General features: G+C 64.9%; 26 protein-coding genes. 9 read left to right on the forward strand and 17 right to left on the reverse strand.

The window, feature by feature from the left end; all coding sequences use genetic code 11:
* Nucleotides 1-82: 82 nt before the first annotated feature.
* Complete coding sequence (locus tag NAO55_RS18265; protein WP_102839091.1) at nucleotides 83-2,620, forward strand: TonB-dependent siderophore receptor; 2,538 nt, start codon at nucleotides 83-85, stop codon at nucleotides 2,618-2,620.
* 68 nt (nucleotides 2,621-2,688) lie between these two features.
* Nucleotides 2,689-3,894: a PepSY-associated TM helix domain-containing protein gene (locus NAO55_RS18270; protein WP_102839090.1), complete on the forward strand. Its 1,206-nt coding sequence runs from the start codon at nucleotides 2,689-2,691 to the stop codon at nucleotides 3,892-3,894.
* Between the two features lie 320 nt (nucleotides 3,895-4,214).
* Here the strand turns inward: NAO55_RS18270 and NAO55_RS18275 are convergent, their stop codons facing one another.
* From NAO55_RS18275 to NAO55_RS18295, 5 genes are all read right to left on the reverse strand, one after another.
* Entirely contained in the window at nucleotides 4,215-4,850 is a 636-nt protein-coding gene (locus NAO55_RS18275) for an SCO family protein (RefSeq protein ID WP_102839089.1), read from the reverse strand.
* 178 nt (nucleotides 4,851-5,028) lie between these two features.
* The gene (cyoE, locus tag NAO55_RS18280; RefSeq protein ID WP_011915172.1) at nucleotides 5,029-5,928 is read right to left on the reverse strand and encodes a heme o synthase; all 900 of its coding nucleotides are present in this window, start codon (nucleotides 5,926-5,928) and stop codon (nucleotides 5,029-5,031) included.
* 17 nt (nucleotides 5,929-5,945) lie between these two features.
* The gene (locus NAO55_RS18285; protein WP_102839088.1) at nucleotides 5,946-7,001 is read right to left on the reverse strand and encodes a COX15/CtaA family protein; all 1,056 of its coding nucleotides are present in this window, start codon (nucleotides 6,999-7,001) and stop codon (nucleotides 5,946-5,948) included.
* A gap of 52 nt (nucleotides 7,002-7,053) precedes the next feature.
* The gene (locus NAO55_RS18290) at nucleotides 7,054-7,632 is read right to left on the reverse strand and encodes a PA_0111/PP_0108 family redox-active disulfide protein (protein WP_102839087.1); all 579 of its coding nucleotides are present in this window, start codon (nucleotides 7,630-7,632) and stop codon (nucleotides 7,054-7,056) included.
* A complete protein-coding gene (locus NAO55_RS18295) occupies nucleotides 7,607-8,344 on the reverse strand; it encodes an SURF1 family protein (protein ID WP_102839086.1) in 738 nt (245 codons plus the stop codon). The genes NAO55_RS18290 and NAO55_RS18295 overlap by 26 nt, the downstream gene beginning before the upstream one ends.
* A gap of 70 nt (nucleotides 8,345-8,414) precedes the next feature.
* On the opposite strand from NAO55_RS18295, the gene NAO55_RS18300 reads away from it, so the two are divergent.
* A complete protein-coding gene (locus tag NAO55_RS18300; protein ID WP_102839667.1) occupies nucleotides 8,415-8,618 on the forward strand; it encodes a twin transmembrane helix small protein in 204 nt (67 codons plus the stop codon).
* A 7-nt stretch (nucleotides 8,619-8,625) separates the two neighbouring features.
* Here NAO55_RS18300 and NAO55_RS18305 read toward each other — a convergent pair whose 3' ends face one another.
* From NAO55_RS18305 to NAO55_RS18330, 6 genes are all read right to left on the reverse strand, one after another.
* Nucleotides 8,626-9,522, reverse strand: coding sequence for a cytochrome c oxidase subunit 3 (locus tag NAO55_RS18305; protein ID WP_102839085.1), 897 nt, complete (start codon nucleotides 9,520-9,522; stop codon nucleotides 8,626-8,628).
* Nucleotides 9,519-10,094: a cytochrome c oxidase assembly protein gene (locus tag NAO55_RS18310; protein ID WP_102839084.1), complete on the reverse strand. Its 576-nt coding sequence runs from the start codon at nucleotides 10,092-10,094 to the stop codon at nucleotides 9,519-9,521. Before NAO55_RS18310 ends, NAO55_RS18305 begins: the two co-directional genes overlap by 4 nt.
* 88 nt (nucleotides 10,095-10,182) lie before the next feature.
* Nucleotides 10,183-11,820, reverse strand: a complete 1,638-nt coding sequence (gene ctaD / locus NAO55_RS18315; protein WP_102839083.1) for a cytochrome c oxidase subunit I — start codon at nucleotides 11,818-11,820, stop codon at nucleotides 10,183-10,185.
* A gap of 12 nt (nucleotides 11,821-11,832) precedes the next feature.
* Complete coding sequence (coxB, locus tag NAO55_RS18320; protein WP_102839082.1) at nucleotides 11,833-12,966, reverse strand: cytochrome c oxidase subunit II; 1,134 nt, start codon at nucleotides 12,964-12,966, stop codon at nucleotides 11,833-11,835.
* Nucleotides 12,967-13,198: 232 nt separating this feature from the next.
* Nucleotides 13,199-13,429, reverse strand: coding sequence for a hypothetical protein (locus tag NAO55_RS18325; protein WP_305123938.1), 231 nt, complete (start codon nucleotides 13,427-13,429; stop codon nucleotides 13,199-13,201).
* Between the two features lie 405 nt (nucleotides 13,430-13,834).
* A complete protein-coding gene (locus NAO55_RS18330) occupies nucleotides 13,835-14,899 on the reverse strand; it encodes a PA0069 family radical SAM protein (protein ID WP_102839080.1) in 1,065 nt (354 codons plus the stop codon).
* 275 nt (nucleotides 14,900-15,174) lie between these two features.
* Here NAO55_RS18330 and NAO55_RS18335 point away from each other — a divergent pair, with 275 nt between their 5' ends.
* Complete coding sequence (locus NAO55_RS18335; RefSeq protein WP_102839079.1) at nucleotides 15,175-16,245, forward strand: acyltransferase family protein; 1,071 nt, start codon at nucleotides 15,175-15,177, stop codon at nucleotides 16,243-16,245.
* A gap of 135 nt (nucleotides 16,246-16,380) precedes the next feature.
* On the opposite strand, the gene NAO55_RS18340 is transcribed toward NAO55_RS18335, so the two are convergent.
* From NAO55_RS18340 to prlC, 3 genes are read right to left on the reverse strand one after another with little or no spacing between them, the layout of a single operon-like run.
* On the reverse strand, nucleotides 16,381-17,148 hold the full coding sequence (locus NAO55_RS18340) for a DUF1835 domain-containing protein (RefSeq protein ID WP_102839078.1): 768 nt from the start codon (nucleotides 17,146-17,148) through the stop codon (nucleotides 16,381-16,383).
* Between the two features lie 3 nt (nucleotides 17,149-17,151).
* Nucleotides 17,152-17,430: a YheV family putative zinc ribbon protein gene (locus NAO55_RS18345; protein WP_095460327.1), complete on the reverse strand. Its 279-nt coding sequence runs from the start codon at nucleotides 17,428-17,430 to the stop codon at nucleotides 17,152-17,154.
* Entirely contained in the window at nucleotides 17,427-19,478 is a 2,052-nt protein-coding gene (gene prlC, locus NAO55_RS18350) for an oligopeptidase A (RefSeq protein WP_102839077.1), read from the reverse strand. The genes NAO55_RS18345 and prlC overlap by 4 nt, the downstream gene beginning before the upstream one ends.
* A 225-nt stretch (nucleotides 19,479-19,703) precedes the next feature.
* Here prlC and NAO55_RS18355 point away from each other — a divergent pair, with 225 nt between their 5' ends.
* Nucleotides 19,704-20,240: a gamma carbonic anhydrase family protein gene (locus NAO55_RS18355; protein WP_013984495.1), complete on the forward strand. Its 537-nt coding sequence runs from the start codon at nucleotides 19,704-19,706 to the stop codon at nucleotides 20,238-20,240.
* 6 nt (nucleotides 20,241-20,246) lie between these two features.
* Here the strand turns inward: NAO55_RS18355 and NAO55_RS18360 are convergent, their stop codons facing one another.
* Together NAO55_RS18360 and NAO55_RS18365 are read right to left on the reverse strand one after the other, a co-directional pair.
* The gene (locus NAO55_RS18360; protein WP_102839076.1) at nucleotides 20,247-20,672 is read right to left on the reverse strand and encodes a VOC family protein; all 426 of its coding nucleotides are present in this window, start codon (nucleotides 20,670-20,672) and stop codon (nucleotides 20,247-20,249) included.
* 108 nt (nucleotides 20,673-20,780) lie between these two features.
* On the reverse strand, nucleotides 20,781-21,314 hold the full coding sequence (locus NAO55_RS18365; protein ID WP_102839666.1) for an REP-associated tyrosine transposase: 534 nt from the start codon (nucleotides 21,312-21,314) through the stop codon (nucleotides 20,781-20,783).
* A 284-nt stretch (nucleotides 21,315-21,598) separates the two neighbouring features.
* Here NAO55_RS18365 and NAO55_RS18370 point away from each other — a divergent pair, with 284 nt between their 5' ends.
* Both NAO55_RS18370 and NAO55_RS18375 read left to right on the forward strand, forming a co-directional pair.
* Nucleotides 21,599-22,582 (forward strand): zinc-dependent alcohol dehydrogenase family protein, encoded by a 984-nt coding sequence (locus NAO55_RS18370; protein ID WP_102839075.1) that lies wholly within the window; start codon nucleotides 21,599-21,601, stop codon nucleotides 22,580-22,582.
* Nucleotides 22,583-22,694: 112 nt separating this feature from the next.
* On the forward strand, nucleotides 22,695-22,868 hold the full coding sequence (locus tag NAO55_RS18375; RefSeq protein WP_013984493.1) for a hypothetical protein: 174 nt from the start codon (nucleotides 22,695-22,697) through the stop codon (nucleotides 22,866-22,868).
* A 21-nt stretch (nucleotides 22,869-22,889) separates the two neighbouring features.
* Here NAO55_RS18375 and pgm read toward each other — a convergent pair whose 3' ends face one another.
* On the reverse strand, nucleotides 22,890-24,554 hold the full coding sequence (gene pgm, locus NAO55_RS18380; protein ID WP_102839074.1) for a phosphoglucomutase (alpha-D-glucose-1,6-bisphosphate-dependent): 1,665 nt from the start codon (nucleotides 24,552-24,554) through the stop codon (nucleotides 22,890-22,892).
* 251 nt (nucleotides 24,555-24,805) lie between these two features.
* On the opposite strand from pgm, the gene NAO55_RS18385 reads away from it, so the two are divergent.
* Nucleotides 24,806-25,003, forward strand: a complete 198-nt coding sequence (locus tag NAO55_RS18385; RefSeq protein ID WP_102839073.1) for a DUF2934 domain-containing protein — start codon at nucleotides 24,806-24,808, stop codon at nucleotides 25,001-25,003.
* A gap of 184 nt (nucleotides 25,004-25,187) precedes the next feature.
* Nucleotides 25,188-26,669, forward strand: coding sequence for a YdgA family protein (locus NAO55_RS18390; protein WP_102839072.1), 1,482 nt, complete (start codon nucleotides 25,188-25,190; stop codon nucleotides 26,667-26,669).
* Nucleotides 26,670-26,767 lie beyond the last annotated feature (98 nt).

The raw sequence follows: 26,767 nt of genomic DNA on the forward strand, positions 1-26,767 counted from the left end.
AAAAAATATTCGCATCTGCAGTTCCCTTTCTTCGAACTGGCCGGGCATAGGACGAAACCCGTCACGTCGAACAGGATCATTCATGCGCTCTTCCGCCTTGCCTTTCACCCCCAATCGCTCCCGCGCCTTGGCGCTCGGCATTCGTGCCGCGCTGCTGTGCCTGCCGCTGGCCAGCGTCGTGCCCGGCGCTGCCATGGCGCAGTCTGCGACCCAGCAGGTGGTGCGCAGCTACGACATTCCCGCCGGCCCGCTCTCCAGCGCACTGAGCCGTTTCGCCGGTGAAGCAGGTGTGCTGCTCTCGGTGGATGGCAGCCTGCTGCAGGGCCTGGACAGCAACGGTCTGCAAGGGCAGTACGGCGTTGACGACGGTTTCGCTGCGTTGCTGCAGGGTAGCGGCCTGCAGGCCGTCCGCGACAGCCAGGGCAATTACTCGCTAGCGCGCCGTAGCGCGCAGACCGATGCCGTCGAACTGCAACCGATGACCGTCGAAGGTTTCGCCCTGGGCAACGCGCTGGGTTCGATGGAAGGCTACAACGCGACCCACAGCAGCGTGGCGACCAAGACCAGTATGCCGTTGGTGCGCACCTCGCAAAGCGTTTCCGTGGTCACGCGGGAGCAAATTGAGGATCAAGGGTCTCAAACTGTCTCGGAGGCGATTCGTTATGCCCCTGGTGTTGTGACAAACCCTTACGGGGCGACCAAACGCTATGACTATGTCGCCATGCGCGGCTTCAATGATGGTTCTGTGGATAACATCATCGTCGACGGACTCAAGTCGATGAGCGACGCGGGTACCTTCAGTAGCCTGCAGGTCGACCCATATTTCGTTGAGCGTATCGACGTGCTCAAGGGGCCGTCCTCGGTTCTGTATGGTAGAAGCAATCCCGGCGGCCTTGTTGCATTGACCACCAAGCGGCCCCAGTTCGAAGCGCGTCGTTCAGTACAGCTGTCTGCAGGGAGTAACGACTACAAAAGCATCGGATTCGACTTCACCGGTCCGCTGACCGACAGCGTTGCGTATCGCCTCGTGGGTATCGCCAAGGATGCGAATTCGCAGTTCGATCACGTTGAAGAGACGCGGTATACCTTGATGCCCAGCGTGGCGATCAATTTCAGCGACGATACCTCACTAAACCTGTATGCCTATCTGCAGAGTGATCCGCAAAGCGGATATCACGGTGGTCTGCCGGCTTCCGGGACGCTTTATCCCCACACCAACGGCCAGAGGATCTCGGACAGTTTCTTTGAAGGTGAGCCGGGTCTAGATACCGCGAAACGCGATCAGCAAATGTTTGGCTATGAGTTTCAGCATCGACTGAATGATGTTTGGAGCGTGCGGCAGAACTTTCGTTATTTGGATTCTGAGCATAGTCAGGAACAGATATACGCTTGGGGCTATGACAACTTTGATCCATACCCAGGGTACGTGCCGCGCCCGAATGAACTCTATCGGCAATATACCGGTGCTGAAGAAGCACTGCACTCCTGGATCATCGATAACATGGTCCAAGCGGAGTTCATGACTGGATCAGCGATCCATACATTGGTAATGGGGCTTGATTATCAGCGCATCAAGAATGTGGTCGACTGGGCGTATGGGCAGCCTAGCAATATTGATCCGTTTAACCCCAGCTATGGAAACGACGAGGTTGCCTATTACCCACCCTTTGACCTTTACAGTTACCTGCGCCGCAAGGAGCAGACTGGCGCCTATATTCAGGATCTGATTGAGGTGGGTCGCTGGAACCTTTCGCTGGGCCTGCGCAAAGACTGGTTCGAGGTGTCGGAAACCAACCGACTTGATGAATTCAGTTCTGTAACCGGTCTTCTCAGCCGAGCTAGCGGCACCGAAAACTCGCTTAATGATAGTAAGTTGACCGGTCGTGCCGGCGTGCTCTACCAGTTCGACAATGGCATCGCGCCGTATATCAGCTATTCAGAGTCCTTCAATCCGTCGACCTACAGTGATGCTGCCGGAAGCCTGATTGATCCCTCCGAAGGTAAGCAGTGGGAACTGGGGATGAAATATCAGCCAACAGGCACAGACGATTTTTATACCGTCTCGCTTTTCCACATCTCGCAGGAAAACGTCGCGACCAAACAGGCCAGCGAAGACTTTTACCGCAACGCCGGCGAGGTGGAATCCCAAGGGGTTGAGCTGGAAGGGCGGGTTCATCTAACCGAGAACCTGAGAGTATTGGGCAGCTATACGTATACGGAGGTCGAATACACCAAGCCTTACTTCAACCGGGCCGCCGATAATATTACTCGCAACGTAAAGGGCAACACACCGGCACAGACGCCAGAGCATATGGCTAGCCTGTGGGCAGACTACAGGTTCACCGCTGGCGGCCTAGCAGGGCTTAGCGCAGGGCTTGGCGTGCGCTACATGGGTAAGAGCTGGGCTGATGCCGAGAACACCGTACATGTTCCGTCGTACACCCTGTATGACGCATCGCTAAGCTACGATCTTGGCCAGGTTGGTATGAAAGGTACGGAGGTCCGTCTGAATGCCAATAATCTAACTGACGAAAGCTACGTAGCCTCCTGTGGAAGTCTCAACTTCTGCTACTACGGTGCTGAGCGCAGCGTAACCGCAACAATCAGCCACGAGTTCTGATCGATAAACCAGCCGCCGGCCCCACAGGGCCGGCGGCTTTGTGCTTTCTGAAGGACGGACAACCGACGATGCGTTCGATTCTTGTGCTCCTGCACCGCTACATCGGCCTGGCCACGGCGATCTTCCTGTTTCTCGCCGGCATTACCGGCAGCATCCTGGCCTTCCATCACGAGCTGGATGAATGGCTCAACCCGGAGTTCTACCACACCACCAGCGAGGGGCCGGTGCTGGCGCCGGGGACGCTGGTGGAGCGCGTCGAGCAGGCCAACCCGCGCATGCAGGTCTGGTACATGGAGTTCCCCAGCGAGCCCGGCCATGCCGCGCTGATGGCGCTGGTGCCGCGCAACGATCCGGCCACCGGCAAACCGTATGACGAGCGCCCGGTGGTGCAGTACATCGACGCGGTAACCGGCGAGCCGGTGGGTACACGCTACTGGGGCGAATGCTGCTTCTCGCGCAAGAACTTCGTGCCCTTCATCCTCGAGTTCCACTACAACCTGTCGTTGCCGGGCAACTGGGGGCTGTGGTTGATGGGTATCGTGGCCATCGCCTGGGTGATCGATTGCTTCGTCTCGCTGGTGCTGACCTTTCCCCGTGGGCGGCCGTTCCTTTCCAAGTGGTGGACGGCCTGGAAGATCAAGCGCCAGCGCATGAACCACGACGTGCACCGTGCCGGTGGCCTGTGGCTGTGGCTGCTGCTCACCCCGGTGGCGGTCAGCAGCGTGGCGATGAACCTGCCGGAGCAGGTGTTCAAGCCGGTGGTTTCACTGTTCTCGCCCGTTGAGCCGAGCGTCTACGAGGCCCGCGGGCGGATGCCGGCAGAGCAGCTGGGCACTACCGCCTACGACTTCCACCAGGCGTACGAATACGCCATGCAGCACGCCTCCGAGCTCGGCCTGAGCGAGGCAATCACCGAGCTGTACTACAGCTTCGAATACAACTTCTACGGCGCCGGCTTCGGCGAGCACGACAGCAACCAGGGCAACGCCTGGCTGTTCTTCCATGGCACCGACGGTCGTCTGCTGGGGCAGGAGATTCCCGGCCAGGGCACGCTGGGGCAGCAGTTTCATCTGCTGCAGCCGGCGATCCATGGCGGGCGCATCCTCGGCCTACCAGGGCGCATCCTCATCGCCGTGCTGGGCGTGGCGATCGCGGTGTTGTCGGTCACCGGTGTGGTGATCTGGTGGCGCAAGCGACGAGCACGCATCAGCGCGGTGCTGCGTGAACCTCGTAGGGGAAGCGCGGCGTCGGTAAGTTCGGTCGGTGAGCCATGATGGTCATGAGGTGAAGCGTCCCCTCAACCCTATGCTGGACGCCCCAGCCGTCTCCCCGGAGGGGCGAGGGGGGTTGGATCGCAGAGGTATCTGAGTATTACGGCAGTGTTCGATGATTGTGCAGCCAAAGATGGTTGCTGCGCCGTGCTGACGTCCGAAGCGTGCCGCCTCTGGGCCGGGTGTTGATTCGCCAGAGCCTGCGTCACCATCGAACAGTCCCCTCGCCATCCTTGGGGAGAGGGCTAGGGAGAGGGGGCGGGCTTCCAGGCCCAGCGCCAGCCATAGTCTGTACACCGCGAACGCCAACAGGCTCGCTTTCCTCACTCCGCCTGCTTGACCAGCTCAGGCAACTGCTCGGCCAGTTTCTGCACCCGCAAAGGCGAGCGGATAAAGCCCTGCTGCCGACCATCCGGGCCGATCAGCACCAGGTTGCCGCTGTGGTCGACGGTGTAGTTTTCCTTGCTGGTATCCCCCGGAATGAAGGGGATGCCGACGCCATTGGCCAGCGTCTGGATATCGTCCAGTGGGCCGGTCAGGCCCTGGAAACCGGCGTTGAAGTAGCCCAGATATTGCTTGAGCTTCTCCGGTGTGTCGCGATTCGGGTCGACGCTGACGAGGATGATGCGCAACTGGCCGCGCACCGTCTCCGGCAGCATGCCGTTGAGCTGGCGCAGCTCGGCCAGGGTGGTGGGGCAGATGTCCGGGCAGAAGGTGTAGCCGAAGAACAGCAGCGTCCATTGTCCGTCCAGCTCGTCCACCTTCACTGCTTCGCCGTCCTGATCCGTCAGGCTCAGTGACGGCACCGGGCGGCTCTGCGGCAGCAGGACGATGCCGGCATCCAGCAGCTGGGTGGGGTCTAGCTGGCGCTGGCTGTTGAGCACCTTGGAAACCGTCAGCCCGACGACCAGCGCCACCAGCGCCACGAGAATGAAGACGGTTTTCTGGATGCGGGTCATGGATGTCCTTAGTGCAGCTGGGTGGCCTGTTTGGTGAGCTTAGTTGGTCAATTTCGGCGCCCATGGCCCCGACACTGCGTTGCTGCTCCTTGCCATAGCTCGCTATGACTCGTCGCAGCGCCTTGTCTCGGAGCCATGTTCATCCGAACTTGCCTCAACCCACTCACCGCACAGGCCACTAGAAATCGAGCAGCAGATAATGATCAACCAGCAGCGCGATGAACAGCGCGAACAGGTACCAGATGCTGAATTTGAACGTCTTGATTGCCGCATGTGGCCGGCTGTCGCGGTACAGCGCGATGGTCCAGTAGAGGAAGCGCGCGCCCAGCAGCACCGCGGCGGCCAGGTACAGCGGGCCGCTCATGTGGATGGCGAAGGGCATGAAGCTGACCGCCAGCAGCATCGCGGTGTAGAGCAGGATGTGCACCTTGGTGTAGTGCACGCCATGGGTCACCGGCAGCATCGGCACGTTGACCTTGGCGTACTCGTCCTTGCGGTGAATGGCCAGGGCCCAGAAGTGCGGCGGCGTCCAGGCGAAGATGATCAGCACCAGCAGCAGCGGTTCGGCCGTGACCTGGCCGGTTACCGCGACCCAGCCGAGCAGCGGCGGCGCGGCGCCGGCCAGGCCGCCGATGACGATGTTCTGCGGCGTGGCGCGCTTGAGAAAGCCGGTATAGATCACCGCGTAACCGATCAGCGAGGCCAGCGTCAGCCAGGCGGCGAGGGCATTGGTGAAGGTCAGCAGCAGGGCCAGCCCGCTGACGCCAAGGACGAAGGCGAAGGTCAGTGCCGCCGCCGGTGAGACCCGTCCTTCGGCCAGGGGCCGTTTGTGGGTGCGGGCCATCACCGAATCGATCTGCCGGTCCACCACATGGTTCACCGCCGCCGCGCCGCCGGCACACAGGGCGATGCCCAGGTTGCCGAACAGCAGCACCGTCCAGGGCACGCCGGCGCGGGTGGCGAGGAACATGCCCACCAGCGAGGTGATGAGCATCAGCAGCACCACCTTCGGCTTGGTCAGCTCCAGGTAGTCGCGCCAGCTGGCCTGGGCGCCGCGTTCGCTGAGTAGAGTCGCCATGGGGGTTCTCCTTGTGGTCATGCGCGGGGCAGATCGAGCTGCCCCTTCGTGTTCGAAACCGATGCCGGCTCGGTTTGCCGGGCGGCATGTGCAGGCTGGCGCAGCCGGTAATTGACCAGTACCAGCACCAGCAGCAGCGCGGCGCCGCCACCGTTGTGCGCCACGGCCACCGCCAGCGGCAGGTTGAGCAGCACGTTGCTGATGCCCAGCCCGACCTGCAGCGCCAGCGCGGCGACGAGCAGCCCGGCCAGGCGGCCGAGGCCGCGGCGCCAGAGCATGGCGGCGAGCGCCAGCAACACCAGCGTCACCAGCAGCGCACCGATGCGGTGGGTGAGATGGATGGCCGTGCGCGCCTCGCCGTAGAGCAGGCCGCCGAGGTAGTTGGGGCCGATGTCGTGGTGGGTCAGGTTGAAGGCGTTGGCGAAGTCCATCCGCGGCCACCATTCGCCGTGGCAGGTGGGGAAATCGGTACAGGCCACCGCCGCATAGTTGCTGCTGACCCAACCGCCCAGGGCGATCTGCGCCACCACCGCGAGCAGGGCGATGCCGGCGAATCTGCGCAGACGATTGTCCACGGCCGGCAAGGGAGCAAGCGCGCCGGATAGCCGCAGGCACAGCAGAAACAGCAGGCTGAGCGTGGTGAAGCCGCCGAGCAGGTGCGCCGTGACCACTTGCGGCCAGAGCTGCAGCGTCACCGTCCACATGCCGAAGATCGCCTGGGCGATGACCACCGCGAACAGCAGCAGCGGCAACTTCACCGGCTGCCCGGGTTGGCTGCGACGGCGTATCGCCTGTACCGCGAGGGCGAGGATCACCAGCCCGAGGGCGCCGGCGAAATAGCGGTGGACCATCTCGTTCCAGCCCTTGCGCACCTCCAGCGGTGCATCGGGAAAGCGCAGCGCGGCAAGGTTCTGCTTGTGTTCGCTCATGGGCACGGCGAGAAAACCGTAGCAGCCGGGCCAGTCCGGGCAGCCGAGGCCGGCGTGGGTCAGCCGCGTATAGGCGCCGAGCAGCACGACCACCACGGCCAGCGCGGTGGCGATCAGGGCGAGGCGGTATCCGGGTCTGGCCATCGGGTTCTCCTTGGGCGGTCTGTTTGGGACCGCAGCGCAGCGGCGCAGTGCCTCAGCCGATCTGCGAGATTTTCAGCAGGTACTTCAGGTCGTCGAGGATCGCCTTGCCGTCGGCGCCAGCGTCGTAGCGCAGCACCAGGTTGCCGTGCGGATCGACGATCCACAGCTGTGGCGTGGCGGGCGCCTCGGGGTTGCGGGCATAGACGGCGGCGTCCAGGGCATGGTGTTGTAGCTGTGGATATTCGCGGCGCAGGCGCTGTTCGTAGGCCTCATCCAGCGCCGTTGCGCTCGCCAGTGCGTGGCTGGCGCGGGCCGCCTCGCGGGCCAGGCCGATATTGATCTGCCGGGCCAGATAGACCAGTTGCTGGCATTGCGCCTCGCAACCCTGCGGCGCGGTGACCAGCAGCTCCCAGCGGCGTTCGGGCGCCGCAGCGCTGACGCCGATGGCCGCGCGGTCCTGGCCGTTGGCGATCAGCACGCCGTCATAGCTGCGGCTTTCCGGCACCCAGAAGCCGAAGCGGTACATGGCCGAGGCCAGCAGCATCGGGCCGAGCACCACGCCGATGATCAGCAGCAGTTGCAGCCGACCGCGGCCGCGTTTTCCGTCACCGCTGGAGAGGGTTGGGTTCATCGTGCTCACTGTGCTTCCCCCGTGCCTGATGCACACCGAAATAGATGAACAGCGCCAGCAGGGCCGCCGCCAGGGCGAACCACTGCACGGCGTAACCCAGGTGCTGCGAAGGGCGCATGCTGGTGATCGCCCAGTCGGCGCGGTAGGCACTCGGGCCTGGTTCCAGGCGCAGCTCGTGAATCAAGCCCGCGCGGCCGGCCTGCTGCCACATCGCCTCGATGTCTACATGGTTGATCAGCCGCGGCCAGCCCTCGGCCGTGCGATGGCTGAAGACGAACGGCTTGCCCGGCGGCACGTAGACCCAGGCGGCGAGCTTGAGCGACTGCGCGGGGGTATCGAAAGCCGGCGGTACGCGGCGATCCGGCCAGGGAATCCAGCCGCGGTTGACCATCACCCATCGATCGCTGAGTTCGTCATGGAAAGGCTGCAGCAATTCGACGCCGACCTTGCCATTGCGGGTGCGGCTGTCGAGCAGAAAGCTGTGTTCGGCATCGAAGCGACCCTGCAGGAACACCCGGGCGAAGGCCGGATCGTTCAGCCGTTCGATCTCGTGGGGCGCCAGCGGCGCGGCCTCTCGGCGGGCTTCCTGGCGCTCCAGCAGCTCGCGCTTCTGCTCGCCACGCTCCAGCTGCCAGAAGCCCAGCCACACCAGCACCGGCAGCATGGCCAGCACCAGCAGGGTCGGCAGCAGCCCGGGCCTGAAGCCGCTCATGGCCGGCAGCCTGATGTGTCGATACGGCTGGCTATACTCCACCCCCAATACCCCTGTCGTGGAATCGCTCATGCTCAAGGCGGCGATCGTTCTGTTGTTAGTGGCCACGCTGGTCAGTCTGTTCAGTGGGTTGTTCTTCCTCGTCAGGGACGAGGGCCGTACCTCCCGCGTGATCACGGCCCTGTTCATTCGCGTCACGCTCAGCGCGCTGACCGTTGCGCTGATCGGCTGGGGTTTCTATACGGGGCAGCTGCGCCCCGCCTTCAGCTTCTGAGCGCTCGCTAAAGCACGTAAACGAATACGAACAGCGCGATCCACACCACGTCGACGAAGTGCCAGTACCAGGCCGCCGCCTCGAAACCGAAGTGCTGCTCCGGGCTGAAGTGCCCGCGCAGGATGCGCACCAGCATCACCGTGAGGATGATCGCGCCCATGGTCACGTGGGCGCCGTGAAAGCCGGTGAGCATGAAGAAGGTCGCGCCATAGATGCCCGAGTCCAGGGTCAGCCCGAGTTCGGTGTAGGCATGCACGTATTCTTCGATCTGCAGGACCAGGAACGCCGCACCGAGTAGCACGGTCAGGCCCAAGCCGAGCTTCAAGTGCTGGCGGTTGTTCTTGCGCAGCGCATGGTGCGCCCAGGTCAGGGTGAAGCTGGAGCTGACCAGCAGGATGGTGTTGATCAGTGGCAGGCCCCAGGCGCTGATGGTGCCTTCCGGTGCCGGGTAGAGCTTCGGGTCGGGATTGTTCAGCAGCGGCCAGCTGTACTCGAAGTTGGGCCAGAGCATGTTGCTGATGCCCTTGTCGCCCTCACCGGCGAGCCAGGGGCCGGTCCAGTAGCGGATGTAGAACAGCGCGCCGAAGAAGGCGAGGAAGAACATCACTTCGGAAAAGATGAACCAGCTCATGCCCCAGCGGAACGAGCGGTCCATCTGTGCGCTGTACAGTCCGGCGCGGCTTTCCCTGACCACCGAGCCGAACCAGCCGAACATCATGTAGGCGATCAGCAGCGCGCCGACGAAGAAGATCAGCGGCCCGTTGGACGAATCACGGGCGGCCTTGAGGTCGTTGAACCAGCTGCCCAGGCCGTAGAAGGTGACCAGCAGGGCGATGGTGGCGATGATCGGCCATTTGCTCTGATCAGGAACGTAGTACTGCTCGTGGGTGGTCTGTTGGCTCATTGCAGACTCTCCTTGGCCGGGGCCGATGTGGCGTTGACGGCCACCGGCGGCTGGCGGGACGTGATGTCGAACAGCGTGTAGGCAAGGGTCAGGTTGTGCACATCGGCGGGCAGGTCGCGATCGACGATGAAGCGCACCGGCATTTCGATGCGCTCGCCCGGTTGCAGCACCTGCTGGGTGAAGCAGAAGCATTCGGTCTTGTGGAAGTACGCGGCCGCCCGCGACGGCGAGACGCTGGGGATCGCCTGCGCGGTCATCGGCTTGTCGGTGGGGTTGTAGGCGACGAAACGGATTTCCTGGCTGGCGCCCGGGTGCACGCTGAGCTGGTCGGCCAGCGGGCCGAACTCCCAGCGCATGCCGGCAGCGTTGGTGGCGAGAAACTGCACCCGCACCGCCCGCGCCGCGTCGGCGCTCTGCAAACCGGTGTAGGCGCCGGCGGTCTTGCCGTTGATGCCGAACGCCTGGCACATGACGTCGTAGATCGGCACCAGCAGAAAGCCGAAACCGAACATGCCGACCACGACGAACAGCAGGCGGCGGACCAGGCGCCGGGTGGGCAGGGACTCGTTCATGAGAGCATCCCCGTTTGGTGGGAGCGGGCCATTTCGCGGTCGACCTGGCAGACCCGGCCGGGCCTGCCAGCGACGCCCAGTTGCCTGCTCACGGCGTCAGCTCCCCGCCGGTGCCCTTGCGGTGTTCGTGCACATCGCTCATGTCCGGCGGTGTCTGGAAGGTGTGGTAGGGCGCCGGCGAGGGCACGCTCCATTCCAGCCCCTCGGCGCCGTCCCAGGGCTTGGCCGGCGCCGGTACGCCGCCGCGGATGCACTTGATGACGATGAACAGGAACAGCAGCTGAGTGGCGCCGAACATGAAGGCGCCGACGCTGGAGACCATGTTGAAGTTGGCGAACATCATGTTGTAGTCGGGGATGCGTCGCGGCATGCCGGCCAGGCCGACGAAGTGCATCGGGAAGAACGCCAGGTTCATGCCGATGAAGCTCATCCAGAAATGCAGCTTGGCCAGGGTCTCGTCATACATGTGCCCGGTCCACTTCGGCAGCCAGTAGTAGGCCGAGGCGAAGATGCCGAATATCGCCCCCGGCACCAGCACGTAGTGGAAGTGCGCCACCACGAAGTAGGTGTCGTGGTACTGGAAGTCCGCCGGGGCGATGGCCAGCATCAGCCCGGAGAAACCGCCGATGGTGAAGAGAATGACGAAGGCCACGGCGAACAGCATCGGCGCCTCGAAGGTCAGCGAGCCGCGCCACATCGTCGACACCCAGTTGAACACCTTCACCCCGGTGGGCACGGCGATCAGCATGGTGGCGTACATGAAGAACAGCTCGCCGGTCAGCGGGATGCCGACGGTGAACATGTGGTGCGCCCAGACGATGAAGGAGAGGAAGGCGATCGCGCCGGTGGCGTAAACCATCGAGGTGTAGCCGAACAGCGGCTTGCGGCTGAACGCCGGGATGATCGAGCTGACCGCGCCGAAGGCCGGCAGGATCATGATGTACACCTCGGGATGGCCGAAGAACCAGAACACGTGCTGGAACAGCACCGGGTCGCCGCCACCGGCCGCGCTGAAGAAGCTGGTGCCGAAGTGGATGTCCATCAGCATCATGGTCACCACGCCCGCCAGCACCGGCATCACCGCGATCAAGAGGAAGGCGGTGATCAGCCAGGTCCAGACGAACAGCGGCATCTTCATCAGCGTCATGCCTGGCGCGCGCAGGTTGAGGATGGTGGCGATCACGTTGATCGCACCCATGATCGAGCTGATGCCCATCAGGTGGATGGCGAAGATGAAGAAGGTCACCGACTCCGGCGCGTAGGTCGTCGATAGTGGCGCATAGAAGGTCCAGCCGAAGTTCGGCCCGCCGCCTTCCATGAACAGGGTCGAGACCAGCAGGCCGAAGGCCGCCGGCAGCAGCCAGAAACTGAAGTTGTTCATCCGCGGCAGGGCCATGTCCGGCGCGCCGATCATCAGCGGGATCATCCAGTTGGCCAGGCCGACGAAGGCCGGCATCACCGCGCCGAACACCATGATCAGGCCGTGCATGGTGGTCATCTGGTTGAAGAATTCCGGCTGCACGATCTGCAGGCCCGGCTGGAACAGCTCGGCGCGGATCACCATGGCCATCGAGCCGCCGAGCAGGAAGGCGCAGAAGCTGAACCACAGGTACATCGAGCCGATGTCCTTGTGATTGGTGGTCAGCAGCCAGCGCGAGAGCCCCTTCGCCGGGCCGTGGTGGTGGTCATGCCCGACATGACCATGGTCGTCGATCACTGCACTCATCACCTGATCCTCTTACTGGGTGGCTTCTTCGGCCTGTTTGAAGTCGAGCACGTCTTTCGGCGTGACCATGTCGCCCGTGTTGTTGCCCCAGGCGTTGCGCTCGTAGGTGATGACGGCAGCCAGATCGACCTCCGACAGCTGCTTGCCGAACGCCGCCATGGCGGTGCCCGGCTTGCCGTTGACGACGATGTCGATGTGCGCCTCGACGTCGCCGGTGGCGATGGCCGAGCCCTTGAGGGCCGGGAACATCGGCGGGATGCCTTCGCCACCGGCCTGGTGGCACGAGGCGCAGGCGGTCTGGTAGACCTTCTCGCCGCGCTCGGAGAGCTCTTCCAGCGTCCATTCCTTGCTGGTCAGTTCAGCCAGCTTGGCGGCCTCGGCCTTCTTCTCGCCGAGCCAGCTGGCGTAGTCCTCCTGCGACTTGACCTCCACCACCACCGGCATGAAGCCGTGGTCCTTGCCGCAGAGTTCGGTGCACTGGCCGCGGTAGATGCCCGGCTGCTCGACGCGGGTCCAGGATTCATTGATGAAACCGGGAATGGCGTCCTTCTTCACCGCCAGATCCGGTACCCACCAGGAGTGGATCACGTCCGCCGCGGTGATCAGGAAGCGGACCTTGGCACCGGCCGGGATCACCAGCGGCTCGTCGACTTCCAGCAGGTAATGCTCGCCCTTGGGCGACTGGTTGTTGATCTGATCGCGCGGCGTGGTGAGGTTGCTGAAGAACTCCACGTCCTCGCCCAGATACTTGTAGTGCCACTTCCACTGGTAGCCGGTGATCTGCACGTCCACGTCCGATTCGCTGGAGTCGTAGATGTGGATCAGCGTGCGCGTTGCCGGGATCGCCATGCCCACCAGGATCAACAGCGGGATGACCGTCCAGAGCACCTCGACGCGGGTGTTTTCGTGGAAGTTGGCCGATTGCTGACGCTTGGAGCGGCGGTGCGCGATCATCGAATAGATCATGACGCCGAACACCAGCACGCCGATGACCACGCAGATCCAGAAGATGGTCATGTGCAGATCGAACACCGACTGACTGACGTCAGTGGCGCCGGAGCGCATGTTCACGTCCCAGGCCGCCTGGGCCTGGCCAAATACTGCCGAAAGCCCAAGCCCCATCCCGATGCATGGATGTCGAGACATTGCGGGTTCCCCTTATGATTCTTGTTATCCCGCCGACCGCCATCGCACCGCCGAGAATCGGCTGGCCGGGGAAACCATTCCCGTCATGCCAGCTACGTTCTCGATCAGTCCGATTCTGCCCAGCACGACCACCGGAAGGCCCGGCGGCCGACTGGACGCTTGCACGCGCAGTCGGAACTCAATCAGGTACGCCTACGATTCGGAGTATAGACAGCGATCCCACTCTCGCAATTTAAGCGCCGGGCGTGTCTGGCTCGGGCTGTGCGGGGTCGTCGTTCTTCTTCACGCCACGAATGTTCATCGCCGCCAGGCAGACCTGCAGGACGATCAGCGCCCAGGCCTCGGCGTGCCAGCCCCAGATCACCCAGAGCAGGTTGCTCAGCAGGAAACAGCAGAAGCCGACGAAGCGCCGGCCGGGTCGCAGCGAGCCGATCAGCCAGGCGGCGATCACCGTGACCGCCATGGCCGGCCATTGCAGCAGATCGATCCAGTCCACGATGCCTCCGGTGCGGGAATACAGGGATTGGTGCCGTGGCGGGTTGGGATAGTTCCTTGCCGGCGCGCCTGGCAGACGGGCGCAACGGCCGATGACGGGCTGCGCCATCAACCCCGTACCGCAATGCATGCCTGCGTTGCGGTGGATGGGTGAAGCGCCAGCCACCCTACGTCTGCTCCCCTGTGAATAAGCGGAGCGTTATCTACATCCACTGATCCGCCGCGTAGCGTGGAAAACTGCGAAGCATTTTCCACGCGTCTGATGGCACCCGCGCGCAGCCCAGGCCGGGCCGCAGCCCGCTGCGTGGCAGTGTGCCTCACGATGGATGAATGACGCGTCATCCACCCTAGGCCCCTACCGTCAGGCAACCGCTCAGATCAGACTCAGCTGCTGCCCGGGCGGCGCAAAAATGCTGCAATCCAGCCCGTAGTTCTGATCGCGCCGATTGAAGCCCAGGCGCTTGCAGGCGAGCTGGAAACGCTGGGCGAGCAGCTGGGCGAACTGGCCTTCGCCGCGCATGCGGCTGCCGAAACGGCTGTCGTAGTCCTTGCCGCCGCGGGACTGGCGCACCAGGCTCATGACATGGGCGGCGCGCTGTGGGAAGTGTTCCTCCAGCCAGCCCTCGAACAGCTCGGCTACCTCATGGGGCAGGCGCAGCAGCACGTAGCCGGCCGAACGCGCACCCGCCTCGCGGGCGGCTTCGAGCAGGCGCTCCAGCTCCATGTCGTTGATCATCGGGATCATCGGCGCGCACATCACGCTGACCGGCACGCCGGCCTCGTGCAGCGTGCGCAATACCCGCAGGCGCGCCGAGGGCGAGGCTGCGCGCGGCTCCATGATGCGTTTGAGTTCATCGTCCAAGGTCGTGAGGCTGACCGACACGCTCACCAGCCGCTGCTCGGCCAGCGGCACCAGCAGGTCCAGGTCGCGCAGCACCAGCGAGCCCTTGGTGATGATGTGCACCGGGTGCTTGAAGCGCAGCAGAATCTCCAGCGCCTGACGCGTCAACCGCTGCTCGCGCTCCAGCGGCTGATAGGCATCGGTGTTCACCCCCAGGGCGATGGGCTGCGGCACGTAGCCCGGCTTGCTCAGCTCGGCCTCCAGCCGTTCGGCAAGGTTGGTCTTGGCGATCAGCCGGGTCTCGAAGTCGATGCCCGGCGAAAGATCCCAATACGCGTGCGTTGGCCGCGCAAAGCAGTAGATGCAGCCATGTTCGCAACCGCGGTAAGGGTTGACCGAGCGATCGAAACCTACGTCCGGCGACTGGTTGCGCGCCAACACCGACTTGGCGATCTCGCGACGTACCTCGGTGGCGCGGGTCGGCGGGACGTCCTGTTCCCAGCCATCGTCATAGGCCTCACTGCGCGTCGGGGCGAAGCGGTTGTCGGGGTTGGTCGCGGTCCCGCGGCCGCGGGGTGTGGAATGCGGAGCGCTCATTGCTTCGGCTATGATTGCTACTGTTCATGCGTACAGTACTCGTCGCTTCGACAGCATGCCAGCCGGGGCGATCGGTGGTGCTAGCGACCGTCGGTCGTTTCTGGCGGGAACATTTGCCCTGTCCCCGGGACAAAAGGGGCTGACGCAAACGGAGCCAGCCGGCGAATACAAGGACGATCGGCGCGCGCACGCGCAGCCGATCCGGCAGTACCGGCATGCACGTGCAGTGCGCTCCCGTCTTTCTTCACTGCCGCCACTCGTCAGGAGCAGACCCCATGCATCCCACCGGTTCCTTCCATACCCGGGAGAACAATTTCGACTTCCTGCGCTTCTTCGCTGCCGCGCTGGTGCTATTCGCCCACAGCTATCCGCTGGTTGGCCGCCGCGGTGATGAACCCCTGACGTTGCTGACCGGCTACGAAAAGGGCGGCTCGATCGCCGTTGGCATCTTCTTCGTCATGAGCGGCTATCTGATCGCCTCGTCCTGGCTGGCCAGCAGCAGCCCGAAGAGCTTTCTCATCAAGCGCGCGCTGCGCATCTTTCCCGCGCTGATCGTTGCGGTACTGCTTTCGGCCTTCGTCATCGGTCCGTTGGTCACGCAATTCGACCTCGCGCGCTACCTGGCCGCCGACGGTACCTGGACCTATCTGCAGAACATCCTGCTGGTGACGCGCTACGAACTGCCCGGGGTGTTCACCGGCAACGCCTACCCCGACGTGGTCAACGGCTCGCTGTGGACACTGCCGCTGGAAGTGCTGATGTACATCGGCGTGATGATTCTCGGCCTGACCGGCTTTCTCAAGCGCCGCCTGATCTTCCTGCCGATCGTGGTGCTGGCGGTCGGGCACTTCTGGCTGCTGGGCAAGCTGGGTATCGAGTCCTACTTCATCAAGAACATCTTCAAGCTCGGCCTGCTGTATTACAGCGGCTCGGCACTGTTCCTCTATCGCGACGACATTCCCTGGCGCGGCTGGGTCGCGGCGCTGCTGTTCGCCGCGCTGGTGGCAACCTTCCGCACCGACATCGGCCCGCTGGTGTACTTCGTCGCGCTGCCGTACCTGGTGCTTTACCTGGCCTACGCGCCGCTGCCCTGGGTGTCGCGTTTCGGCAAGTACGGCGACTTCTCCTACGGCCTGTATATCTACGCCTTCCCGTTCCAGCAGCTCACCGTCTACCTGTTCGGCCCGCAGGTCGGCGTGCTCGGCCTGACGCTGATCGCCTTCGTGCCGACGCTGATCCTCGCCGCGCTGTCCTGGCACCTGATCGAAGCGCCGGCGATGAAGCTCAAGCGCCTGTTTGCTTCGCCACCGCAGCCGGGGCGGGCGACGCCGAAGGTTGAGGGCTGAGCGAGCCTGGCACCGAAAAAGAACCCGCCACTCGGCGGGTTCTTTTTTATCAGCGGTGCGGCTGCGTAAGCGCTGGCGTGGCGGTGACCGCTGTCTGTCGTGAGGCCGCGAAGCAGAATCGTTCGGCGTGCGCCTTCACCTCCGGCGCACCTGCAGATCACAATAACCGGCGGCGGGGTCGCCCCGTACTTCCAGATGCCCCGCGGTAGCCAGCTCGCGGGCGCGCCAGTAGAGGAAGAGATCGGTGGCGAAGAAACCGTCGCAATGGCCCATGACCTCGGCCATCGCGCGCGCCAGCGGCGCGAATTCATCCGGGCTGGCGGCGATCAGCGCCGCGTCGATCAATTGATAGTCTTCGCCGCTAAAGGTCCCATTGTCCCAGCGCCGAATGCCGTAGGTGCCGGCGCATTGCTGATGCCAGACCGCGGCAAGTTCGGTCTGGCGGGACACCGAAACGGCCTGCGGCCGGTAGAGCGCCGCCAGCGCCTCGGGCGAATGCATGGACACCGCTTTGCGCCGACCGGCGCGGCTGTCGCCTGTACCGCAGGCCACTTCTTGCAACCGGCAGCCCTGCAACGCCGCGCAGACCCGTGCCAGCAGCAGCTGTTCGGACGCGCTGTCGCCATGCCAGACGATCACGTCGTTGGCTTGCCCGGCGAGCTCTGCCAGCCAGCGCGCATCGGCGGCCAGGTCGTGGGCGAACAGCGGGCGCGGCGTCAGCTCGTCAGGCCATAGCTGCTCCCAGAAGGCGACACGGGCGGCGCACGGCGGGCTGTCCACATCGCTCAGCGGGCCGACTGCCAGGTCATCGCGCAGCACCCGGACCTCCGCACCCGGTTCGCGGTCGGTCAGCAGGTTGCGAACACCATCGCCGGCCAGGTCACCGCAGGTCAGGTGCAGCACCCCTTACTCCGGCTTCTTCAACTTCGGATTAGGAAAAAACTGCACCGACTGCACCTGCGGGTTGGCCGGCTTGGACTGGACCTTGTTCACTCGCGTGCCCAGCTCCATGGGTACCGACTGGCCCTGGGCGTTGAGGGTGTCGGCGTAGCCGCAGTCGATGCATTCGCGGTGCGGCACACCGTCGACATCCCACATCTTGATGCAGTCCGTGCCGCTGCATGCCGGGCATACGGCCCCGGCGATGAAGCGCTTGGTGGTGACTCGGGATACTTCGTTGCTCATGCCGCGGCCTCCGCTACCAGCCCGAGGTGGCGCAGCAGGGCGTCGATAGACGGCTCGCGGCCTCGGAAATCGACGAACAGTACCATCGGCTCCTGGGAGCCGCCACGCGCCAGGATGGCCTCGCGGAAGGCGCGGCCGGTCTCGGCGTTGAACACCCCTTCTTCCTCGAAGCGCGAGAAGGCGTCGGACGACAACACCTCGGCCCACTTGTAGCTGTAGTAGCCGGCCGCGTAACCGCCGGAGAAGATGTGCGCGAAGCTGTTGGGGAAGCGGTTGTACGCTGGTGGGCGCATCACCGAGACCTCGTCGCGGATATGTTCGAGCACCTCGAGCACACTGCGGCCGTCGCCGTGGGTGGCGTGCAGTTCGAAGTCGAACAGGGAGAACTCCAGCTGGCGCGCCATCATCATGCCGGACTGGAAGTTCTTCGCCGCCAGCATCATGTCCAGTTTGTCCTGTGGCAGGGCTTCGCCGGTCTGGTAGTGACCGGAGATCAGCGCCAGGCCTTCGGGGTCCCAGCACCAGTTCTCCATGAACTGGCTGGGCAGCTCCACCGCATCCCAAGCCACGCCGTTGATGCCCGACGCGCCGGCGTGCTCGACCTGGGTCAGCAGGTGGTGCAGGCCGTGGCCGAATTCGTGGAACAGCGTGGTGACCTCGTCATGGGTCAAGAGCGCCGGGCGCTCGCCCACCGGCGGGGTGAAGTTGCAGACCAGGTTGGCCACCGGCGTCTGCAGCGTGCCGTCTGCGGTGCGGCGCTTGTCGCGGGCGCCGTCCATCCAGGCGCCGCCGCGCTTGTTCGGCCGCGCGTAGAGGTCGAAGAAGAAGCGCCCGACGTGCTCGCCGTTCTCGGTGATCTCGAACAGCCGCACATCCGGGTGCCAGCCGTCGAACTGCTCCAGTTCATGGATCTGGATGCCATACAGGCGCTGGACGATGCCGAACAGCCCGGACAGCACCTTGTCGATCGGGAAGTAGGCGCGCAGCTCTTCCTGGTTCAGGCTGTAGCGCTGCTGGCGCAGCTTCTCGGCGTAGTAGCCCAGGTCCCAGCTCTGCAGGTCGTCCAGACCCTGCTCGGCGGCGAAGGCGCGCAGTTCGGCCAGGTCGCGCTCGGCGAACGGCTTGCTGCGCACCGCCAGGTCGCGCAGAAAGCTCAGTACCTGCTCGGTGGATTCGGCCATCTTGGTCGCCAGCGACAGCTCCGCGAAGTTGCGATAGCCCAGCAGGCCGGCCAGCTCGTGACGCAGCTCGAGGATCTCGGCCATCACCGGGCCGTTGTCGAACTGCCCGGCATTCGGGCCCTGGTCCGAGGCGCGGGTGCAGTAGGCGGTGTAGACCTCCTCCCGCAGGTCGCGATTGTCGGCGTAGGTCATAACCGCGTAGTAGCTGGGGAATTCCAGGGTGATCAGCCAGCCGTCGAGGCCCTTGGCCTTGGCCGCCTCGGCCATCTGCGCCTTGGCCGAGTCGGTGATGCCTGCCAGCAGGCTCTCGTCGGTGATGTGCCGGGTCCAGGCCTGCGTGGCGTCCAGCAGCTGGTTGGAGAACTTGCTGCCCAGCTCGGCAAGCTTCATCTGGATGGCGCCGAAGCGCTGCTGCTCGACCGGCGGCAGGTCGATACCGGACAGGCGGAAGTCGCGCAGCGAATGCTCGAGGATGGTCTTCTGCGCCACCTCGAAACCGGCCGCCGCGGGGCTCGTGGCCAGCGCCTGGTAGGCCTCGAACAGCGCGCGGTTCTGCCCGAGTTCCGTGTAGTAGGCCGACAGCTTGGGCAGGCAGGCCTCGTAGGCGGTGCGCAATTCCGGGCTGTTGCACACGGAGTTGAGGTGGCCGACCGGCCCCCAGGCACGGGCGAGGCGGTCGTTCAGCTCGTCCAGCCCGACCACCAGAGTCTGCCAGTCCAGGCTTTCGGCCGGGCGGCTGAGCAGCTCCTGGATCGCCACGCGGTTGTCGCCGAGGATGGTGTCGACGGCCGGCTCGACGTGCTCCGGGCGGATTTCGGAATAGGGCGGCAGGTCGAATTGTTGCAGCAGGGGATTGTTCGCGCTCACGGGGACACCTTGTGACGAAGAGGATTGCAGGCCGCTCGCTGGAGCGAGGCCGGACGTGGCAGGCAGATGTCCTAGATGGACGCGCTGTCGTGCTTTTTCAACGCCGGTCGGCCGGTTGTTACTCTGACCACGGCGGGCGGCATGCTGCTCAGCCCGGGTCCGCAGCGGCAATGCCGGCCATCTTAATTACAATCGACCCTTCCCGCAGCCAAAGAGGTTTCTATCGTGGCGATACGCAGCTACCAAAACAGCACTCCGACACTGGGCGAGCGCGTGTTCGTCGACGACTCCGCCGTGGTCATCGGCGATGTGGAAATCGGCGCCGACAGCTCGGTGTGGCCGCTCACGGTGATCCGCGGCGACATGCACCGCATCCGCATCGGTGCGCGCTCGAGCATCCAGGACGGCAGCGTGCTGCACATCACCCATGCCGGGCCGTACAACCCGGACGGCTTCCCGCTGACCATCGGCGACGAGGTCACGGTCGGGCACAAGGTCACGCTGCACGGCTGCACCCTGGGCAACCGCATTCTGGTGGGCATGGGCTCGATCGTGATGGACGGCGTGGTGGTCGAGGACGAGGTGATCATCGGCGCCGGCAGCCTGGTGCCGCCTGGCAAGACGCTCGAGTCGGGCTACCTCTATGTCGGCAGCCCGGTGAAGCAGGCGCGCCCGCTGACCGACAAGGAGCGCAGCTTCTTCAGCTATACCGCCGGCAACTACGTCAAGCTCAAGGACCAGCACCTCGCCGAGCGCGGCTGATCCCGCTCACTTGGCGAACAGCTGGCCGATGTCCTTGAACGCCTTGAACTCCAGGGCGTTGCCGCAGGGGTCGAGCAGGAACATGGTCGCCTGTTCGCCGACCTGGCCCTGGAAGCGCACGTAGGGCTCGATCACGAAGCGCGTGCCGCGCGCCTTCAGCCGATCGGCCAGCGCCTCCCATTGCTCCCAGCCGAGTACCACGCCGAAGTGCGGTACCGGCACGTCGTGGCCATCCACCGGGTTGCTGTGCGCCGCCTCCTGATGCGACATCTTCGGCGCCTCGTGGATCACCAGCTGGTGGCCGAAGAAATCGAAATCCACCCAGTGATCGCTGCTACGGCCCTCGGCACAGCCGAACGCCTCGCCGTAGAAGGCACGGGCGGCGGCTAGATCGTAAACAGGAATGGCGAGATGGAAGGGCGAAAGCGTCATCGGGTCGTACTCCGGAAATGGCAAGACGTTTCGAGTGTAGAGGCTTTCTGCCGTACCGAGCACCGCTGGTGGGCTGAAGCCCACCCTACAAAGCCCAGCTATCACCGGTCAGTTCCGTTCGCCGGCGAGCAGGTCCAGCCGAACCGCGTCGCCGCCCCAGTGCGCCGGCAACAGACCCTGCTGAACGAAGCGGTGAAAGCTGGAGTACGGCCAGTCCGCGGCGCGAGCGCACCAGCCATGCTTGACCGGGTTGTAATGCAGGTAATCGACATGCCGCTGCAGATCCGTCCCATCGCGGATCTGATGCTCCCAGTAGCGCCTTTGCCAGATGCCTTTCTCGCGCTTGCGCAGTTGGCTGGAGCAGCGCGCGCCGCCTGGTAGCCGACGGGAGAACTGGCTCTTGATCAGGCTCCAGCGGAGGGCGTAGTCGCTGTCGCCGTGGGGTAGCGTCCAGACGGCGTGCAGGTGATCCGGGAGGACGCAAATGGCGGTGGTATGAAATGGCAATCGAATCTGCGCCGCTCGATAGGCGGCGCGCAGCTGATCGATCTGCTCGACGAGCAGGGTGGAACGGCGATCGGCGAGCGTTACGGTGAAGAACCAGGTTCCGCCCGCGACTGTGCTTCTGCGGTAGTTGGGCATCGAGGCCTCCATGCCTCTGGTGAATCGGATACCACGCCAACCATGCTCCAGGGAGGCCGCATGAGTTTTTGCCCTGCGTCACATGACTGAGTACGAATGCGCCGGGGAACGCTCGGGTTACCGGTGGGAGCGCGGAGCGCCACCTGCCGCAACCTACAGAACCACGCCGAACCGTAGGGTGGGCTTCAGCCCACCAGAAGCGCCTTGAATCGCCGCTGAATCTAGAGCCTTTTTCCGCCGATCGGCCTACGATCAGCAGAACGCAGACGAAAGGAGAGACGTCGATGCGTGCCATGTTGCTGGAACAGATTGGCCAACCCTTGCAGCTGCGCGAGCTGCCCGTGCCGCAACCGGGGTCTGGCGAGGTTCGCGTGCGGGTGCTGGCCTGCGGCGTCTGCCGCACCGATCTGCACGTGGTCGACGGCGAACTGCCGGAGGCGCCGCTGCCGATCATTCCCGGCCATGAGATCGTCGGTCTGGTCGATGCCTTGGGCGAGGGCGTGACCGGCTTCGAGCCGGGCCAGCGGGTCGGCATTCCCTGGCTGGGGCACACCTGCGGCACCTGCAGCTACTGCCAGCACGCCGAGGAAAACCTCTGCGACGCGCCGCAGTTCACCGGTTACACGCGGCCCGGCGGCTATGCCGAATACGTGGTGGCCGATGCCCGCTTCGCCTTTGCCCTCGGCGAGGAGGGCGACACCGTGGCGCTGGCACCGCTGCTCTGCGCCGGGCTGATCGGCTGGCGTTCGCTGGTCAAGGCCGGTGACGGCAAGCGTCTCGGGTTGTACGGCTTCGGTGCCGCGGCGCATATCGTCATGCAGGTGGCGCGCTGGCAGGGGCGCGATGTCTATGCCTTCAGCCGCCCGGGCGATGTGGCCGCGCAGGACTTCGCCCGTTCGCTGGGCGCGGTCTGGGCTGGTGATTCGGGCGAGCTGCCGCCGGTGCCGCTGGATGCGGCGATCATCTATGCGCCGGCGGGCGAGCTGGTGCCGGCCGCCTTGCGCGCGCTGCGCAAGGGTGGCCGGGTGGTCTGCGCCGGCATCCACATGAGCGATATCCCGAGCTTTCCCTACGACATCCTCTGGCAGGAGCGCGAGGTGGTCTCGGTGGCCAATCTCACCCGCCAGGACGGCCTGGAGTTCTTTCCGGTGGCCGCCCAGGTCGGCATCCATACCGAAACCCATGCCTACCCGCTGGAGCAGGCCAACCAGGCGCTGGATGACCTGCGCAACGGGCGTTTCCAGGGTGCTGCGGTGCTGGTGCCCTAGCGAGATGCGCCAGGGCGCAAAGCCCTGGCGCGGTGCGGCGAACGGCAAGGATCGGATTGGCGATGGCGCAGTCACACTCCAGACAGCCAATGCCAAATGAAGGAGCCCCGCCATGAGCGTCACCGTGAGCAAGCTCCAGGGCGACGAGATTCCCGAGCATCTGCGCGGGCCGGATATCCGGGTGGTCTACCGGGTGACCGATGCCGAGGGCCACAGCCGCTACCTCACCGACGAAGTCGAAGCTGCACAGCTGGCGGTCAGCATCAGCGACCGCCAGCAGCGATAGCCCGGCGTGGGGGCGTGAGCCTCAGCCGGCCAGCACCGAGTCCACCAGCGCCTTGGCCTCGGCCTGGATGCGTGCCAGGTGCGCTTCGCCCTCGAAGCTCTCGGCGTAGATCTTGTACACGTCCTCGGTGCCGGATGGCCGCGCGGCGAACCAGCCGTTCGCCGTTTCCACCTTCAGCCCGCCGATGGCTGCGCCGTTGCCCGGTGCCTCGGTGAGGATGCGCGTGATCGGCTGGCCGGCCAGCTCCTTCGCCGAGACCTGCGATGCCGACAGCTTGCCCAGGCGTGCCTTCTGCTCACGATTGGCCGCAGCGTCGATGCGCTGGTACACCGGCGCGCCGAAGCGGTCGGTCAGCGCCTGGTAGCGTTCGCTCGGGTCCTTGCCGGTGACTGCGGTGATCTCCGCCGCCAGCAGGCCGAGGATCAGCCCGTCCTTGTCGGTGGACCAGGCGCCGCCCCTCTTGTCGAGGAACGAAGCGCCGGCCGACTCCTCGCCGCCGAAGCCCAGGCTGCCATCCATCAGGCCGTCGACGAACCACTTGAAGCCCACCGGTACCTCCACCAGACGGCGGTCGATGCCGGCGGCAACACGGTCGATCATCGACGAAGACACCAGCGTCTTGCCGATGCCGGCCTCGGCGCTCCAGCCCGGGCGATGGGTGAACAGGTATTCGATGGCCACCGCCAGGTAATGGTTGGGGTTCATCAGCCCGCCGGAGCGGGTGACGATGCCGTGGCGGTCATGGTCGGTGTCGCAGGCGAAGGCCACGTCGAAACGGTCCTTGTTCTCGATCAGCCCGGCCATGGCGTGCGGCGAGCTGCAGTCCATGCGGATCTTGCCGTCCCAGTCCAGGCGCATGAAGCGGAAGGTCGGGTCGACCACCGTGGACAGCACCTCCAGCGGCAGGCCGAAGCGCTCGGCGATGCGCGGCCAGTAGTGCACACCGGCGCCGCCCAGCGGGTCGACGGCGAACTTCAGGCCCGAGCCGCGGATGGCGTCGAGGTCGATCACCCGCTCGAGCCCGCCGACATAGGCGTCGATGAAATCGAAGCGCTGGGTGGTGGCGGCCTTGAGCGCCTGGCGGTAATCCATGCGCTTGACGCCATCGAGACCGGCGACCAGCAGCGCATTGGCGCGCTCCTGAATCCACTTGGTCACGCCGGTGTCGGCCGGGCCGCCATTGGTGGGGTTGTACTTGAAGCCGCCGTCGCCCGGCGGGTTGTGCGACGGCGTGATGACGATGCCGTCGGCCAGCCCGCTCGTGCGGCCGCGGTTGTAGCTGAGGATCGCGTTGGAGATCGCCGGGGTCGGGGTGTAGCCCGGCTCGCCGCCGGTTTCCGGGCAACCGGCGTCGATGCGCGTCTCGATGCCGTTGGCCGCCAGCACTTCCAGTGCCGAGACGAACGCCGGCTCGGACAGCGCATGGGTGTCCATGCCCATGAACAGCGGGCCGTCGATGCCTTCCTGGCGGCGGTAATCGCAGATCGCCTGGGTGGTGGCGAGGATGTGCCACTCGTTGAAGCTGCCCTTGAGCGAGGAACCGCGATGCCCGGAGGTGCCGAACGCCACCTGCTGCGCCGGGTCGGACGGGTCCGGTCGGTCGCTGTAGTAGCGCGCCACCAGGCGCGGCAGATGAGTCAGGGTGTGCGGGTCGGGCAGGCGTCCGGCGTTGGGGGCGATGCTCATGGGGCGGTCCTTTGTGAAGAAGGCGATGCGCCGGCCGATCCGGGCGCGGCGAAGAGCGAATGAAACGCCAGTCGGCGTCGTTTATCCAGAGCTAAGACCGCAGCGACGGTGGCGGTTCCCTGATCGGCAGGTCCCGCGCTGCTGCGTCCCGGCCAAGCGCGCTCGTCGCCCCGCCGGAACCTGTAGCGGGCCGGCCTTTTTTCTGCTTAACGGCCGGCAATTCGCCGGCCCGTTACCCGGAGATTTCAGCCATGAACGTCGACGAACGCATCCGCCAGCGCGCCTATGAAATATGGCAAGCCGAGGGCCGCCCCGAAGGCCAGGAAGCCGACCACTGGCAGCGCGCCCGGGACGAGATCGAACCCTTCTACAAGGAAGGCAACGCCGAAGCCGGCGGCATCGAAAGCAGCGTGGCCATTCCGATGCCGAAATCGGGTGGCGACCGATAGCGGCGCCGGCAGGGCGGCGAGGACGCGGCACGCGTCGTCCCGCCCGAATCTGCTGCGACGTTCTCAGCCTTTTCATCTGGATGCCTGGTGCGCTGGAGCCTGTCGAGGCGCGCTGCTAGAGTGCCGCCGCTTGCCAACCACCGGCTGACAGGACGTCTGCCCAGCCGCCGCACAGGATGCTTCCATGAAAAAGCTAGCGCTCGCCGTAGCCGTACCCCTGGCCCTTTTCGGGGCCGCCACTTTCTACACCAGCACCCAGGTCGAATCGACCGCCCGCGATGCCGTCGACCAGGCCAACCTCAAGTTGCGCGAAATGGGCGTCGGCGCCGGTGCCGATGTCAGCCTCAGCCTACTCAGCTTCGAACGCGGCCTGCTGTCCAGCACCGCGCGCTACCAGATCGACATCGATGTAGCGGATGACGAAGGCAACGCCGAGCACTACGCCCTGCTGCTGAATGATCGCCTCGAACACGGCCCCTTTCCCGTCTCGCGCCTGAGCCGCGGCCAGCTGATACCGGTCGCCGCGCAGAGCCACTTCGAACTCGAACGCACGCCGCTGACGCAGAAGCTGTTCGACGCCGCCTCCGGCGAAGTGCCGCTGGTGGGCGAGGTGACCATCGGCTACGACGGCGGCCAGGCCGGCGATCTGCGCACGGCCGCGCTGAATATCGAAGACGAGGACGGCAGCGTGCGCATCGCCCCCGCCAGCCTCAACTTCGAGGCGAACAGGGACGGCAGCGACGTACGCATGGACGGCGAGCTGGCGGAAATCGATATCGACCTGCAGCACAGCGACAGTGGCCAGCCGGTACAGGTGAGCTTGCGCGGCATCGGCCTGAGCGCCGACAAGCAGGATTACGACGCCGGTTTCGGCTTCGGGCCGTCCGCTATCACCCTGCAGCGCATGGAAATCAAGGCCGGCGACGAACCCGCCGTGGTCATCCAGCAGGCCTCCGTCGAGGAGGCACTGAGCCGCGGCAGCCGTGGCCTCGACCAGACCATCGGGTACCGCATCGGCGAGGTCAGCGCCAAAGGCCAGACCTTCCGCAACCTCGCCCTCGTCTTCAGCCTGCGCAACCTCGAGGAAAGCAGCCTCAAGGCCCTGGTGGCGAGCTACAAGGACATCCTCGACCAGAGCGCCACCCCGCAGGAATCCTTCGCCGGCATGACCAGCGCCCAGCAGCAGGAACTGCAGGCCCGTGCCCTGCAACTGCTCGAGCACAAGCCCACCCTGGCCCTCGACGAGTTCGGCTTCGAAACTGCCCACGGCGCGGCCCGCCTGTCGGTTGTGCTCGACCTGCAATCGCCGAGCGCAGAAGCCTTCACCCCGGACGCGATGATCACCAGCATGCTCGCCTCGCTCAAGGCCGACGCCGGCATCGACAGGAACCTGGTGCGCGACATCGCCGGGCTGGTCGTGCAGAACAACGCGCGTGACGGCCAGCTCGACCAGGCGGCACTGCAGCAGGAAACCGAGGCCGCCACCGAGCTGTTCAGCGGCATGGCGCTGAACACCGGCTGGTCGCGTCTGGAGGGCGAGCGGCTGGTCAGTTCGCTGCACTACGCCAATGACAAGGTGACCTTCAACGGTCGCGAAATGAGCGTGCCGGAGTTCCTCGGCTTTGCCTTCGGCTCCGTACAGAACGCCGGCCTGCTGGGGCAATAGTCGGCGCTACTGACGCACCTGGGAAACGGCCCTGCCAGCGATGACCGATGGACAGGGCCGTTTCACTTCCTGGCGTTCGACCGGCGCCACCGCCTGGA

It is taken from the genome of Stutzerimonas frequens (genome assembly GCF_024448335.1).
In the GTDB taxonomy this organism is placed as follows: domain Bacteria; phylum Pseudomonadota; class Gammaproteobacteria; order Pseudomonadales; family Pseudomonadaceae; genus Stutzerimonas; species Stutzerimonas frequens.

Coding starts and splice junctions, on each gene's coding strand:
- NAO55_RS18345 (WP_095460327.1), bottom strand. CDS start 17,430: ATGAGCAACGAAGTATCCCGAGTCACCACCAAGCGCTTCATCGCCGGG.
- NAO55_RS18305 (WP_102839085.1), bottom strand. CDS start 9,522: ATGAGCCAACAGACCACCCACGAGCAGTACTACGTTCCTGATCAGAGC.
- NAO55_RS18370 (WP_102839075.1), top strand. CDS start 21,599: ATGCGTGCCATGTTGCTGGAACAGATTGGCCAACCCTTGCAGCTGCGC.
- pgm (WP_102839074.1), bottom strand. CDS start 24,554: ATGAGCATCGCCCCCAACGCCGGACGCCTGCCCGACCCGCACACCCTG.
- NAO55_RS18390 (WP_102839072.1), top strand. CDS start 25,188: ATGAAAAAGCTAGCGCTCGCCGTAGCCGTACCCCTGGCCCTTTTCGGG.
- cyoE (WP_011915172.1), bottom strand. CDS start 5,928: ATGGCGACTCTACTCAGCGAACGCGGCGCCCAGGCCAGCTGGCGCGAC.
- NAO55_RS18270 (WP_102839090.1), top strand. CDS start 2,689: ATGCGTTCGATTCTTGTGCTCCTGCACCGCTACATCGGCCTGGCCACG.
- NAO55_RS18275 (WP_102839089.1), bottom strand. CDS start 4,850: ATGACCCGCATCCAGAAAACCGTCTTCATTCTCGTGGCGCTGGTGGCG.
- NAO55_RS18285 (WP_102839088.1), bottom strand. CDS start 7,001: ATGGCCAGACCCGGATACCGCCTCGCCCTGATCGCCACCGCGCTGGCC.
- NAO55_RS18335 (WP_102839079.1), top strand. CDS start 15,175: ATGCATCCCACCGGTTCCTTCCATACCCGGGAGAACAATTTCGACTTC.
- NAO55_RS18365 (WP_102839666.1), bottom strand. CDS start 21,314: ATGCCCAACTACCGCAGAAGCACAGTCGCGGGCGGAACCTGGTTCTTC.
- NAO55_RS18325 (WP_305123938.1), bottom strand. CDS start 13,429: ATGGCGGTCACGGTGATCGCCGCCTGGCTGATCGGCTCGCTGCGACCC.
- NAO55_RS18375 (WP_013984493.1), top strand. CDS start 22,695: ATGAGCGTCACCGTGAGCAAGCTCCAGGGCGACGAGATTCCCGAGCAT.
- NAO55_RS18330 (WP_102839080.1), bottom strand. CDS start 14,899: ATGAGCGCTCCGCATTCCACACCCCGCGGCCGCGGGACCGCGACCAAC.
- NAO55_RS18310 (WP_102839084.1), bottom strand. CDS start 10,094: ATGAACGAGTCCCTGCCCACCCGGCGCCTGGTCCGCCGCCTGCTGTTC.
- ctaD (WP_102839083.1), bottom strand. CDS start 11,820: ATGAGTGCAGTGATCGACGACCATGGTCATGTCGGGCATGACCACCAC.
- NAO55_RS18300 (WP_102839667.1), top strand. CDS start 8,415: ATGCTCAAGGCGGCGATCGTTCTGTTGTTAGTGGCCACGCTGGTCAGT.
- NAO55_RS18295 (WP_102839086.1), bottom strand. CDS start 8,344: ATGAGCGGCTTCAGGCCCGGGCTGCTGCCGACCCTGCTGGTGCTGGCC.
- coxB (WP_102839082.1), bottom strand. CDS start 12,966: ATGTCTCGACATCCATGCATCGGGATGGGGCTTGGGCTTTCGGCAGTA.
- NAO55_RS18360 (WP_102839076.1), bottom strand. CDS start 20,672: ATGACGCTTTCGCCCTTCCATCTCGCCATTCCTGTTTACGATCTAGCC.
- NAO55_RS18385 (WP_102839073.1), top strand. CDS start 24,806: ATGAACGTCGACGAACGCATCCGCCAGCGCGCCTATGAAATATGGCAA.
- NAO55_RS18290 (WP_102839087.1), bottom strand. CDS start 7,632: ATGAACCCAACCCTCTCCAGCGGTGACGGAAAACGCGGCCGCGGTCGG.
- NAO55_RS18265 (WP_102839091.1), top strand. CDS start 83: ATGCGCTCTTCCGCCTTGCCTTTCACCCCCAATCGCTCCCGCGCCTTG.